Here is a 13,622-nt window from a genome sequence, read left to right on the forward strand (position 1 = left end):
ATTTAAACATTTTAGGCGACAAATAGGGATTCGTAAGGTGACCTCGTCAGTAATTCCATAACGCCAGTAATAACCATTTCTATGAAGGTTTCCATGTGCCGGTCGTTTGCAGCCTGGACAAACATCGTAGGAAGGAAAATCGTTCATATTCCTCCAGTCCAATTCCAAAATCATGAAATTTGATCATAAAAAAACTCCCCCTTTTAATATGCAAAAAATTTAGCATATTGTTCCAGAGAAGTATATAGACAATTCCGGAGGAATTTGAAAATATTAGAGATATTCTTGAGGAAATAAAGTGGCTGTTTACACTACTACGTAATATAAAACTGCTCCACTATCTGTTCAATTTGTTAAACACAGATAAAACCCGCTCATTAACGAAACAAGATTATTGGTAATTAATAGTTAAAAATGAACAAAAAATAAAATTAATTAATGAATTCCGAACCTAGCTCCAAATAAGGCACTATTCCAGGAATTTCAAGGAAGTGGGTGTATGATTTTGGCTATTTTCTTACACTGAACCTAAACCATAGGAAAGAGGACAAATCTTTTCAGGCTTGCCCCTGGTTGCGCTTTATCGTCAAATAGGATATTATCAACAAATCCATGCCGTAAAAGCCTGCTCTGGTGTTAGTCATGTTTCGTAATCAAGTATTGCCATAGATTTTTTTAATTTTGTTGATACTGTCATTAATAACATATATTTTATCATTATAATTAACAATATTAATATTATTAAGCACATTTCAATCATTAATAAATACTTTGATTTTAACTTTAATTAAATTTATATACATACCGCATCATATAACTTATTGTAGTTGTCAGTGTTAATAACTTTTATGTTGATATTGTTATGATATTAAAGTTTTTTGTATTTTTGCTTACTTATCGATTTCATTTATCATGAAAACATTTGTTGCTACTTCAAAAATAACTATATAATTTTGTGTTAAGGCTATTTAAATAAATCCAATAATGATTTGCAAAAGAAATGAAAAATATGATTATGAAAAGTGGATACCTTATGTCTTTTGTCATTTTTGAAAAAAATTTGTTGACTTTTAGGCAGACTTTTAATATAAGTACTATTCTAATAGTATGAAAATAAATACTTTATGTGCTTCTTAGTTATATTAATCTTAGCTAAACCTAAAAAAAAATCCGAACGAAAAAGCAAAAAGCTTCCAAAAAGACAAGCTGCATAAGGCAAAACTAAAATAATCCCAATAGGGTTTCTAAATGGAAAGCAACCGAAAAAATGATGAACATTTATGGTAACTACAATTGTCTGATAACTTACGTACATCGAAATTAGATGGATAGTTGTACGTAAAGAAAAAGATAATTTCGTTCAAATGCAAATCTCCGACATCCTATATTTACCAAAATGTACTATAAATTCTTTAAAATGCTACTCGCGTTGTTTTTATATCGTAAACCGGCCTGGACATAACGATCAACCATTTCTCTAGTTTTATGGCCAGTTTGTTTCATAATAGCGATTTCTGTCATTCCCATCATGGCAGCGCTTGTTGATAATCCACTTCTTAAGCTATGTGCTGCAAAATCATTCGCATTCATTCCAAGTTCTTCGATATATTTCTTGACAATGAGCGCGATCGATTTATCACTTAACCGCTCTTTTACATTTCCGTGCCGATCGATAGAACGGAATAATGCTCCAGAGGTAATCTCTCCCGCCTTGATCCATTCTTGAGTGGCTCTTACAGGACAGAATTCGTTGTATGTGAATACTACGCCTTTTACTAAATCATCATTTTTTGTTTTGGTTTCCCTAACTCGGACATCCATCCCAAAATCATTGAGTTCTAAATCTTCTATATTAATAGATACTAACTCTGTACGCCGACTAGCCAGGGCGAATCCCAATAAAAGAATAGCTTTATCCCTAATTCCAATTAGAGTAGATGTGTCAATCTTATTTACAAGGTTTGGAAGAACCTGCAACATCAATGCTTTTTTAGGTTGCTGCTTTGAGCCGATTTCCCGCTTAATTCCTTCCATTAACGTTTGAACTTCTATTTGTTTGGATGGCGGTGGACACTTCTTTAACCGGTGCGCCATATTAATAGAAGAAAGTCGTCTTTTTATGGTGGAATACTTATGGGTGTCAGCTAATTCCGTTATATATAAACAAATAGTGCCGGCAGATGCAGGAAGAGGAGAACGATTAGTCTTTTCACACCATTCAGTAAAATGTCTCCAGTCCGAAGCATAACTTTTTTGTGTATTTTTACTTTTGGAGTTTTGAATATAAAAATTAATCTTTTCTAATTGTTCCTTCTCGATTTCAAGAAATGAGTCCTCTTTTGGTACAAGCAAAATATACCCCACCTAACTGCTGTTTTTTCAATTTAAGTTCCGATAACTATATATTATCGGAACTTAGAAATTATGTAAAGAATTGAGATGTATGTAACAAAAGTTTTTAGACAACCCATTAAAATTGTATTGAAATTCTTCATTAAATATAAAAGGAAAATAAAAGGGTGTTTTGCAAATAAATTAAAAAGCAGGCTTATATATGCATTAAAAATAGGTAATTATAAATTACCTACAAGTTTTGAGTGATTATACTAAGTGTATAAATAAATACTAAAAAAACAGAGGCTACTACACATTGGTTTTGACATTCTTGTTTTCACCAATAAGGACACTATATAATAAAAGAAAATCGGCAAAAAACATCTACAAGAGTTTAATAATTGTTTGATAATAGAAATTACTATTTATTCACATAATAAAACAATTTTAAATACAGCACTACGGTCTGATCAGAATGGAATAGCATCTTTCTGTCATTCCCTACATATCGCCTCTGCATTAAATAGACCGATAACTATGGAATGTATACCATAGCATTTTCCTTAAGCTCTTTAGAATAATTCCTCCAATGATTTGATTTCCTTAATCCTTCTATTCCATAAAGATTATATTAGTCTCTCCAATCACAGGTGGTCTACTTTGTAACATGATACTCACTGGCTAAAGCACTAATACCGACATCCCTTGGGATAACCTTTGTAAAATTCAATATTTTTCTTCAACTGAAAGCCTTGCCATAAAAATACACCCCCTAGAGTAAACAGATTCTTGTTTTTTAATCCGTCTACCCTAGGAGGGCATATCAAAATTTTCATTTGTAAATTTTAAGTCGCCTTTTTTTGTAGAGCTTTAGAATTATTGAAAATCGAAGGTTTTTAGTCCATTGGGTTTCCCCAACCTAGTTTCTTCTAAACTATGGCTCTTACAATAAAATCATGCACCAATTCTTTAATCTATTTTCTCCTCAACAAACCGTAGCATTTTTCCATTTGGTCCTTTAAAGCGGATGTTTCGGCACATTCGACATAAAAATGATTCCTCCTTGCTTAACCCCTATATGCGCAAGCAGAATAATCATCCAAAACCTTTTGAACCATTTCTTTAAAGTCGCATGATTCCCCCCCAGTATATGATTAGTTATCAACAAAAAATTTATTAACTGCTATTTCCGAAAGTGGTACATATTATTTGTAATAAAACACATAATAACTCATATAAAATACAAATCTTCAAGAAAATAAATTGTAATGAGTTGAAAATAATGTATTCCTAGAGCAAATCAGTATTCTGAGTGCTTTTCGGTTCTGTTTTTTCTATAATTACCTATATTAGCATTGATTCCTTGTATAGGTATTGTTTACTTATAAAGTAACTAACTAATTAAAGGAGAACAAAAATGAATTTGTCAGGAGATAACTTTGAAAAGTTGTCGAGGATGAAACCTAGGGAAAAGTATAAAAAAGAAGTTCATAGTTTGAATCCAACCTTTGAAAATCCTATCATATACATAGGCAGATACACGGAGACAAAGTATATGTCCGTCCCACCATTAAACTTTGATAATGTTATGAAATCGAATAGGCTAAATCTAATTTAACCCTCTCTATTTATGGAATAAAAGGAGAAAGCGAATGTCTAAAAGAATTCTAGATTTTCACTGTGACATATTAGTATTAACAGGGATAATTCTTGCTCTTCGTTTAATTTACACACAAGAAATATACATACAAGTAAACGGATATACGGTAAATACACTTGTCTCACTTATTCATACTATTGTTCTTGCTCTTCTTCTTAGGCAAATGAGCAAGAAGATTAGTAAAAAAACAAAATTACGTTGTTAAATCAGCATGTATTTCTTTTTGAATATTTCAATATTCAACAATTAGGGTGATTGTTACCCTAAGTAAAAGGATGATTCATATTACACATGTATATATGTATCTCCCTCTATGTTTTATGCCTTTATACTATAGATAAACATGTCTTCTTTTTTTCATGCATAATCCAAGTGGAATTATGCTTATTTTGGCTGCATTCGTCTAATGACGGTGAACCTCTATACAGAAAGATGGGTTTTACTAATAAGGATAGCGAAAGCGACATGGAACTGTTTTTCTAACCCGCCCTTGTTATTCAATAGCCGGTCGCTTACCTAGATTGAGATTAAAGCAATGATCTTTCGTAATCAGTCATGTTATCCCCATTCGCAAAATAATCGGTGGTCACCTTTTTTGCTGCAGTCTTTAACTTATGGACTAATTTCAGTTCCTTATCAAAATCTTCTAAGGATAAAATGACTACTTGCCTATCATTTTTACCTGAGGCGAACCCTATTATATTTCCATCAATAGTTGGAAAATAAGAAGAAAATGCCTCATACATGCCACTTTCTAGTCGGAATACAACAGTTCTAATCAATCGATTTTCTTGATCTTTCATTTCTATATAATAAAATGTATCAGAAATCAGTTGTTTTTCCATTTTTCCAAACCTCCCCTATTTATTAGGATACAATAGATCCAATTCAATTTCATGCAGTAAATATCTACTAATTTAATATTTTCAATTTGAAACATGGTCAAGAAATGTATTCGTAATTTATATAAAGAAAAAGAAGAGGTGTTGAATTAACTAACACTTATACGACTGCCCGTCGGAGCAAAATGCCCCTTTATAGGGGGCATTTTGCAAGAGTAATGAAATTCAGTTGGACCACTGTATATATATTGTATTCATTTTTCACTTCTTTTCCTGTGTATATAACCAGAATACAAATAATATTTATCTTATATTTTGAAGTGCTGACCCGTATCCCATTTTCGGTCTAATGGCTGCCTTTTTGTTTTTAACCCAAAACCTTTGAAACAGGACACTTTACAGTAACTAGGAGGTGTGGTCCAACGTTAAATAGAAATTGATAAAGCGAGTCAGCACTAGGGAATTTGTTTGGAAATGCCAATCGTGTAAATTATTGTCTTTTTTAGCAAATGATAGGGTTGGTCAATTGTTGGCGAAACTGATACCAAAGTTGCTGGATACCAATGGTTTAATGTAGAAATTACCTTTGTTTTTTTAAGTCTTTTAAAAGAACTGCATTCAAGTAAGAATATGCGTAATGTAGATTAGTCATACAATACACTGATGTCTTGCAGATATATAAGGGATTAACCAATATTTGAATACTACAAAACCCTATGTAATCAAACGGTTGATTAAATTGACCAAAAAGCCCGGTACGAGTGGATTGCATATCATAGATTGCAAAGACCGTTGTCAATTAAACAATTGTTGGTTTAAAACCGAGGCAAACTTTATTAAATCAGCCGTTATTCCGATTTCCCCTTGAAAATTTTGCCGAAAGATAGGAAGGATTGTGAATACTCTCCTTTCTTTCTGCAAAATCCAATTGAAACATGAATTATTTTGTCTTCTGGCGGTCAAGGGAAACTAATCAAACGTTTGATTAGTTTTGAAATAAATGCCGTTATATAAGGATTTTATTGTTTATATAGGCATGAATTTTGTCATTCAATCAAACGGTTGATTAAAAATGATGCTCCCTTTCTCTACATTGACTTTAAATCCGGTTTCAATTAAAAAGAGTGTAAAAAATTGACTCTTGAAAAAAGGAGGATTTTAGATAAACAGAACCTTTATGTTGGCTATTGAATTGGGCTTTCCTTTTTATTTGGGAAAGATGTGTGCATTATTTTAACCAAAGTCAATTTGCCAATTATTAAACTGAACGTGAATATAAGTATGACAAGAGGAAGATTCCTACCCCGGGCCATTTCACGTAAGGCTGTAGCTAAGTTTATCTGGAGTAAGAACCCAATTTTCCCATAATGGGGGATGCTGGGACTGTTCCTTCTCTTATTGAATGGGCCAATCGCAAAACATCCTCATAATTTTCTTCAATGACCTTTGTACTTTATTAACAAATAGGTTGTTATATTTACCATTAAATTGGGGATCGTAAAGGGATTGAATATTTTATTCTGTTCTTTTAATTCATTTAGGGGCACCGTCAGGAAAGCGCAGATTTACAACGCTAGGCCCATTATCCTGACGATTTCCCCATTTTCAACAACGTTAAGAACGTTTCAGTGGTCTTAATGAATCTAGCAATACCATTTTCTCCGAATTAAAATGGTATTCTCCCAATAAATTAATATGTTCCCAGCCTAAAGGTGACATATGATGTAACAATCCTTCATTAAAACTATTAGACTGTTTTTGATATTCAACTGCTTCTTCGGTATCCCGGTTGGCCATACACTGTGCAGTAAAGCTTGATAAAAAAAGAGGTATGACCGTTAATCAAATTTATGAAATTACATATGTGTCTAAAGCTTCATTATATAGAAAGTTGTCGGAAGGGAAAAAATAGTCATTTTTTATTCCGTTAAATGGTCAAAAAGTGGAAATAAAAAAGGCCTTCATTAAAACAATATGAGTCCCTTCTTCTCATGAACATTATTTTTCAATCACAGCATTATGCTGAACAGTATCTTTATTTACCCACTTTACAGTTGTACCAGGGGTAATTTCAAGTATTTCTGGTGTATAAGTGTAGTCTCTTATTTCGACTATTTGTTCCTCCATCTTTTCACCATCTTTCACAAAGACTGTCATTGTCATATATGGGTGAGGTGCGCAGTGAATGGTATAATCCCCAGTTTCTTTGAATGTATACATATAGGATTCACTTGTTTTTAAAAGCGGTGAATTTGCTATTTCTGTTTTTGAAGATTCCTGTTGTGATCCATTTGAAGTTCCCTGAGGTCTGGTTGTTTTTTCATTTGAATCTTGTTTTTCCGTCATGGACGCTTCAGTAAAGTATGCGGTTCCGCGGCTTCCCACTGTTGCTGTGAAAAATGGGAAAGCATTTGTTTCAAGTGTTTCAATCACTTCATTTGTTTGTATATCAATGACAACAAGTTTATTTTCTTCGGTAACAGGTACGTAGACTTCTTTATTGTCAGGTGTGATGGCAATACCATGCGGACCTTGTCCTACTCTAATGGATTTCATAACCTTTTTAGATCCTGTATCAATGACGGTAACATCATTTCCCCCAATATTTGCAACATAAGCCAATTTACCATCGTTCGTTAAATCAATCACGTGATGCCCTTTGCCAACAGGGATCGTTTCAACCATTTCTCCTTTTTCTAAGTCAACTATTCCAATGGCATTCGATTTTGTCAGTGTTACCCAAAGTGTTTTTCCGTCAGGTGTAATTGTTAAATTATGCGGCAAATCGTTTACATTTTCAATCGTATCGATAACAGACTGGCTTTCTGTATCAATTACGGATATAGAATTTGAAGCTGTATTAGTAACATAAAATTTGCTGCTGTCCGGACTGGAAATACCGTTATGAGGGAATTTACCTGTTTGAATTACGGTAGTTTCTTTCATTTCTACAACATCAATGACGGTCACAGTATCTTCACCTTCATTGATCACATAAGCCCATTTTCCGTCTGTTGTAAAGTTTACGCCTTTAGGCGATTTTCCGACTGGGATTGTTTTAATAACCACGTTTGATTTGGTATCAATAATTGAAACCTCCTCTGATTTGCTGTTAACAACATACGCATAGTTTCCATCAGGGGTTAATTGAACATATGTAGGTTTTTCCCCTACATTCACAGTACTGACAACATTGTATGTTGTAGGATCAATAATCTGAACAGTGTTTGCTTCTCGGTTGTTTACATAGACCAGTGGGGTTTGGTCATTTTCTGTACCAGTACTTTCTTCAGCTCGACCTGCATTATAAGTATTTACCTTACTTTCGCTTTCTGGTTGAGCGTTCTGTTCACTGCTGCATGCACTTACAACTAACAATAATAATGTAACAAGAATCAGCATGCCATAAGATGGTTTTAGATAGTGTCGTATCATGAAAAGATACCTCCTTATTATTCTGATAATTTAGTAAGCGAATAAAAGGAGATATCGGTTTGCTTATTTTATGAAAATGTGACAAAAGTCTTACTTTTTTGGAACTTTACTCCTCCAAATACTGTAGATAATAAAAATCATTATATGAAATTTGATATTTTCTTAAACAAGATGAATGTGGAGACTACGTCTAAGTGGTTCCCATCACTTTTTGGCCTTGCGGTTGAGTGTTATATGGGTTCGGTTCTAAAGTAATCCCAATATCATCAAACGAATGATCTGGCGGTAGGCGATAGGTAATAAGACCGTTACCCTCTGAATCAGGTTTTAAAGTACCGGCATTTTGCCGAGTGCCGTTTTTTAACAGCCACACTTGGTATACTTCATCATCTTTCGTACTTGGCATATTGTTTAATTCAATGACAAGGCTGGTGTCGCTGCCTTTTTGAAGAAGGTAGGCGCTACCATTTGCCGAAGCGGCTAAATCCTGTCCTTTTAATTTAAAGGTCGAAACGATATGTGTTGGGTCAACTGCTTCATTTTTTAACGCTGTCATCGTATCTTTTAATTGAATGTTATTCCAATATAACCCAATTAAACCGATTAATAAAACAGCAGTAACAGCAGTCGATAATGGTGAGTAATGCTTTGAGAAGATTGCTTTGAATCGTTTTATAAAGTTTTGCTTCTCAGTTTCTGCGTTTGGTTCCTGTTCTAGTGTTTCGTTTTCTTCAAAAATAAAGCCCATGACTTCTGCTTTCAGTGATTTTGGTACGTCAACTTCTTCGATATCATAAGAAAGTGTTTGCCATGTTTGTTGCAGAGATTCTAATTCGTGCTGACAGTGGGTACATGTCTTAAGATGGCTTTCAAATTGTTCTTTTTCACGTTTAGTAAGTTCATTGATGATATATAAAGGCAGGTTTTCGCATTTATTTTCCATGCCTAACCCCTCCTGTTTCTTCACTAAAGTAATGACGCAATTTTTTTAAAGTTTGATGCAGTCGGCTTTTAATGGTACCGAGGGGCTTTTGTTCAATCTCTGCAATTTCGCTTAAGGAGTAACCTTCCCAGTATAATAAGTTAATAAGGCGCTGCTGTGGTTCGGAGAGATGCCGTTTTGCTTCTTGTATTTGTTGCTTTAATAAATTTCTTGAAACTTTCTGCAGTACATCTTCTGAGTGCTGATCTTGCATTTGTCGCCATTCATCAAGTTCTAATTGGACTGTTCCTTTATATTTTTGCTCTTTACGAATGAGATCGATCGCAACGTTTCGGGTAATGGTAAGAAGCCAGTTCACAAATTGTCCTTGTGATGGATTATAGGTGCATTTTGTTGTCCATAGCCGAAGAAATACTCGTTGGACAATTTCTTTTGTTTTATCCGTATCACCCTGTGCTATTTTTAAGGAGAAGCTATATATGAGCTTTATATAGCGGTCATATAGCTCTTCAAGTGCCAGGCGATGATTTTGAACAATTAATTCAATCAGTTCTTCGTCTGTCTTAGATTTCATTGCCGAATTCCCTCCCTTACATTGAAGCTTTTTTATAGTATAAATCATTGCTAGGGTTGTGGTAAAAATTTAAGTGAGGGAGAGAAAAAAGAACTGCCGAGTATGAGGCAGTTCTTTCGGTAGCATAAATTATTGTGCAAATGTTGTCTCGTTGTTGACAATAAACCAAACATCTTTGACGCCTTGTCCGTTTACATCACCAGAAGCTTCGTCTTTTACAAAGTAGTAAAGCGGATAGCCTTTGTAAGTGGTTTGTTTCTCCCCCGTGTCTTCGCGAGTAATTGTTCCAAAGTCGTCTTTGTTAAATCCTTCAGGCACTTCAAGGTTTTCAGAGTAGAAGGCAGGCCAGTTATCAAGACATTTACCGCTACAGTTTGATGTATTTGGCTCATCTTTTGCAAAATAGTAAAGGGCTATCCCTTCTGCATCAGCAAGATAGTTACCAATTTCCTCCTTTTCCATTAACTGCAGTTTATCTGCAGAAACTTCTTCTGCATTGTTATTAACCTCGGCTGTTGTTTCCTCCGCTTGATCATTTGTATCCGTATCCTCCGCATTTTCTTGACTACTGCATCCAGCTAGAAGTATTCCTGCTAAAAGGAATGTAAATAACCAACCCCATTTTTTCATAATTAACTCCTCCTTAAGTTGTCCTTTTCAATATAAGGTAACGAAGGAGAGTGAAAAACGGTTCGATTTAAATGTTCATTTTTCTAAGTTATTTAATTAAGGATACGTTGATCAACGACTTCTTTATTTGAGATACAAAAGGCTTTGTTAATAAATCCTGTTGATATGTAAGATTTTTGGCTTAATGAGCCAAAAATCAATACGAACATATAACATAGCTAAACGGTAAAATAAATATGGAAATAGTAAAAACTACAGGGGATTCACGTTCTACCTTATACACTACAATTAAATAATAAGTTGAAAGTTAAGACTAACCTATATACGGTGATAATAGGTCCATAGCTATACAGATTCACTATACTCAGCAAGTTATAAGTTATGCAGCAAGGACATGTTAAACTACATGGAAAACAGCGAAGTAGTTGTCCTCGACTTTTGGAAATTGACTCAACATCATTTGCCGTATGGTGCCACTTAGAGAAAGTAATTGCAGCTGGCGAAGATATAACAGTTAATGATTTACTATGAACTTTATTGTGGTTGAGCTGTATCTTATACTTGCTGAACTTGTTGCTAAGCCTGCTGAATTTGCTGTTTTATTGTTTGAAACTGTTGCTGTGCCTGTGCAGTCGTTATGGGTTTGCACTTGTTTGAGCTACTTGAACAGCTTCCCTATGCTTTTTTAGCAGCATGAATAGCTTGCTGCATTTGTTGTGTATTTTAATCCGACATTGGACTTTTCACTCAAATGTGGGACAGTAGTGAGTTTTTGGACCATTGTTGCTAGTCAACCGCCTTACGGTTTTTCACAAAAAAAATGGAACACTTTGATAAATTCCTCCAATAGCTGATTATACTTATGTTAACTTATCCCTGTCAACAGCTTCTGGAGGTTGTTCCATCCAATTCTGATCAATCATGATATTGGCTCCGTCCTCTACAAACAGTTGAATATCCACTAAAAACTTTGAATACATGGTTCCAATATCTCTTCTGCCGTTAAGAGAGATTGCGTTGCCCGCGGCTCTGATCTTCATGGAAAACATTTCAATTTTATGGGCTAGCATTAATTTATCGGAAAACGGAGCAATGGTAGACTCACTGACCAAATGATCCAATAATGGAGAAGCCGGCAAGTTTTCTTTTTGTAGCTGCTGTGAGCAAAGTTCGATATGTTTGTTTGTCAATTCCTTGCCCCGAGAAAAAAATTCCTGGATTTTTTTATTTTTCACAACTTGACTAAAGCCGACTAGTAAGGCCTTACTCGTTAAATTATTTTCGATATGATCATAAAGATGACCAATTTCCATTGCATGAAGCGGACGGACATTACCAAAAAAGCCATTAAGATAGCTTTGCTTTTTGATAAAATCAACCTTTTTCGGCACCGGAATTTGCGGAGGATATTCATATAGCCCTTTCGCCATCAATACTTCGTTGACTTCATTAGTAAGTTGAATAGTGGAGTTAAGAGTATTCCTAAAAAAATCCCTTATATCTTTTCTCGTCATGATTGGGATGGCGATCAAATAAATACTCATTCCGGCTTTACTCGTATATTTTAAATAATGAAGATAAAATTCATCGGAAAATAACCTTGGGGCATCTACGTTCACATCTTCCTCGGTAAAACCGACCGGAATCGGAAAATTTTCCTGAATAAATATTCCTTTGATTTTTCCAATCAACTGCTCACATAAATTCAAGGCATTGTTTAAAACATTTTTGATATCCTGGTCATCAACATGCTTAAGATAATAACGAAGGACACATCGGCCCAAAGTATTTCCTACATACGTTGTCCAAAGCTTTCCCATTTCAATAGATGTTAATTTTTCATTCAATGGCTGGGTTGTTTCCACGCTATAGATCTCCTTAGTATAATTTCCCCTTTAGTTTTTATAGTTACATAAAAAAATATTCATTTATTTAACAATTGGAAAAGTATCGTGTTACAGTTGTAAATATTGACGAGCCCCTTATAAACAGCCCTCGTTGCAAATCGACAGGCTTATAAAAGACCAATTGGTATTCTTCATCATGGAGTAGAGTCAAATAATATTGGATTTCAGCTGATGATAGGTTTTGCTCAAGTCACCAAGACAAAGGAAGTGAAAGCATACTTTGTAAAAGGAATGGAACTTGCAAAGAAACAAATAGACGAATTCACAAAAATTCTTTTAGATAACAATGTTCAGTTTTCAGCAACCTCTGGAAGTACCGTAACCACTTCTACAATCGCTCCATTTTCTGAGAAACTAATGATGTGTTGCGTCCATTACCTAAATGGATTCAGTATTGTAGGGATTAGCCTTGGGACGTTTTTTACTTTACGAAATTTATACTTCCCATTTTAATTTAGAAAGTTGATAGCTATATTTTCCATTTTGTATTTATCTCTGCAAATATTCATAAAGTTGTTTAAAGAACAAGGAATTTGTATTGTCTATTTCCACATTGTTAAAAAAGCAAGCAAAATTTACGCCTGGTTAATTAGGCTTGATTACTACTTGCATGCTTTCCAACAATTTATAAATGGTCTCAGCTATAGTATCCGCAATAGTTTGCACTTTGTTATACTTTGAAATTGCTCTACATAAAGGACATAATCGCTTATTGTTCTGCTTCTTTAGTCACACAAAAAACCTCCTATATCGTAAATGATTCGAGTCATAAATCGGTGTAATTTCTTTCATGACCGTTTCACTAAATGATATAGAAGGTTGATTTAACAGGATTAGCAGCCATTTACTTACGCGCCTTAGAGTATTCGAAGCCTACGACCGATTAACAGCCGATAGCTCTACCACTGAGCTACTGAATATTTTACTAACTAAAGCAAAATAATAGCCCCGAATGGGGCTATTATTTTTTGCCTGGCAACGTCCTACTCTCACAGGGGCAAGGCCCCAACTACCATCGGCGCTGAGAAGCTTAACTTCCGTGTTCGGTATGGTAACGGGTGTGACCTTCTCGCCATTATTACCAGACTATTTAATTTAAGGCTTCATTTCCTCAAAACTAGATAATATAGAAGAAGCATGTTAAGAACGAGTCCGCTACTTTAAAATTGACTTGGTTAAGTCCTCGATCGATTAGTATCAGTCAACTCCACATGTCACCATGCTTCCATCTCTGACCTATCAACCTGATCATCTTTCAGGGATCTTACTTAGCTTTAGCTAAAAGGAAATCTCATCT

General features: G+C 34.5%; 8 protein-coding genes, 2 rRNA genes and 3 pseudogenes. 2 read left to right on the forward strand and 11 right to left on the reverse strand.

What is annotated here, in order from left to right; all coding sequences use genetic code 11:
- Positions 1–1,401 precede the first annotated feature (1,401 nt).
- From M3183_RS25765 to M3183_RS25780, 4 genes and pseudogenes are all read right to left on the reverse strand, one after another.
- Positions 1,402–2,352: a site-specific integrase gene (locus M3183_RS25765; RefSeq protein ID WP_251474747.1), complete on the reverse strand. Its 951-nt coding sequence runs from the start codon at positions 2,350–2,352 to the stop codon at positions 1,402–1,404.
- 2,169 nt (positions 2,353–4,521) lie between these two features.
- Positions 4,522–4,839 carry a hypothetical protein gene (locus M3183_RS25770; protein WP_251474748.1) on the reverse strand — a complete coding sequence of 106 codons (318 nt, stop codon included), beginning with the start codon at positions 4,837–4,839 and terminating at the stop codon, positions 4,522–4,524.
- 1,301 nt (positions 4,840–6,140) lie between these two features.
- Positions 6,141–6,256: pseudogene (locus M3183_RS25775) on the reverse strand (Tn3 family transposase); the annotation flags it as partial.
- Between the two features lie 194 nt (positions 6,257–6,450).
- Positions 6,451–6,612: pseudogene (locus M3183_RS25780) on the reverse strand (Tn3 family transposase); the annotation flags it as partial.
- 28 nt (positions 6,613–6,640) lie between these two features.
- On the opposite strand from M3183_RS25780, the pseudogene M3183_RS25785 reads away from it, so the two are divergent.
- Positions 6,641–6,748, forward strand: a pseudogene (locus tag M3183_RS25785) (helix-turn-helix domain-containing protein); the annotation flags it as partial.
- Between the two features lie 86 nt (positions 6,749–6,834).
- On the opposite strand, the gene M3183_RS25790 reads toward M3183_RS25785, so the two are convergent.
- The 5 genes from M3183_RS25790 to M3183_RS25810 form a co-directional block, all read right to left on the reverse strand.
- Positions 6,835–8,271 carry a YVTN family beta-propeller repeat protein gene (locus M3183_RS25790; RefSeq protein ID WP_251474750.1) on the reverse strand — a complete coding sequence of 479 codons (1,437 nt, stop codon included), beginning with the start codon at positions 8,269–8,271 and terminating at the stop codon, positions 6,835–6,837.
- A gap of 190 nt (positions 8,272–8,461) precedes the next feature.
- Positions 8,462–9,214: an anti-sigma factor gene (locus M3183_RS25795; RefSeq protein ID WP_251474752.1), complete on the reverse strand. Its 753-nt coding sequence runs from the start codon at positions 9,212–9,214 to the stop codon at positions 8,462–8,464.
- A complete protein-coding gene (locus M3183_RS25800) occupies positions 9,204–9,788 on the reverse strand; it encodes an RNA polymerase sigma factor (protein WP_251474755.1) in 585 nt (194 codons plus the stop codon). Before M3183_RS25800 ends, M3183_RS25795 begins: the two co-directional genes overlap by 11 nt.
- 129 nt (positions 9,789–9,917) lie before the next feature.
- Positions 9,918–10,418, reverse strand: a complete 501-nt coding sequence (locus tag M3183_RS25805) for a hypothetical protein (protein WP_251474758.1) — start codon at positions 10,416–10,418, stop codon at positions 9,918–9,920.
- 860 nt (positions 10,419–11,278) lie between these two features.
- The gene (locus M3183_RS25810) at positions 11,279–12,283 is read right to left on the reverse strand and encodes a DUF3231 family protein (protein ID WP_311315412.1); all 1,005 of its coding nucleotides are present in this window, start codon (positions 12,281–12,283) and stop codon (positions 11,279–11,281) included.
- A gap of 168 nt (positions 12,284–12,451) precedes the next feature.
- Between M3183_RS25810 and M3183_RS25815 the strand changes: the two genes are divergently transcribed.
- A complete protein-coding gene (locus M3183_RS25815) occupies positions 12,452–12,778 on the forward strand; it encodes a DUF3231 family protein (RefSeq protein ID WP_311315413.1) in 327 nt (108 codons plus the stop codon).
- 517 nt (positions 12,779–13,295) lie between these two features.
- Here M3183_RS25815 and rrf read toward each other — a convergent pair.
- Positions 13,296–13,411 (reverse strand): 5S ribosomal RNA (gene rrf / locus M3183_RS25820).
- 85 nt (positions 13,412–13,496) lie between these two features.
- Positions 13,497–13,622 (reverse strand): 23S ribosomal RNA (locus tag M3183_RS25825); the annotation flags it as partial.

The organism is Neobacillus mesonae (assembly GCF_023715155.1).
Taxonomy (GTDB): Bacteria; Bacillota; Bacilli; order Bacillales; family Cytobacillaceae; genus Neobacillus; species Neobacillus mesonae_A.

Coding starts and splice junctions, on each gene's coding strand:
- M3183_RS25800 (WP_251474755.1), bottom strand. CDS start 9,788: ATGAAATCTAAGACAGACGAAGAACTGATTGAATTAATTGTTCAAAAT.
- M3183_RS25770 (WP_251474748.1), bottom strand. CDS start 4,839: ATGGAAAAACAACTGATTTCTGATACATTTTATTATATAGAAATGAAA.
- M3183_RS25795 (WP_251474752.1), bottom strand. CDS start 9,214: ATGGAAAATAAATGCGAAAACCTGCCTTTATATATCATCAATGAACTT.
- M3183_RS25805 (WP_251474758.1), bottom strand. CDS start 10,418: ATGAAAAAATGGGGTTGGTTATTTACATTCCTTTTAGCAGGAATACTT.
- M3183_RS25790 (WP_251474750.1), bottom strand. CDS start 8,271: ATGATACGACACTATCTAAAACCATCTTATGGCATGCTGATTCTTGTT.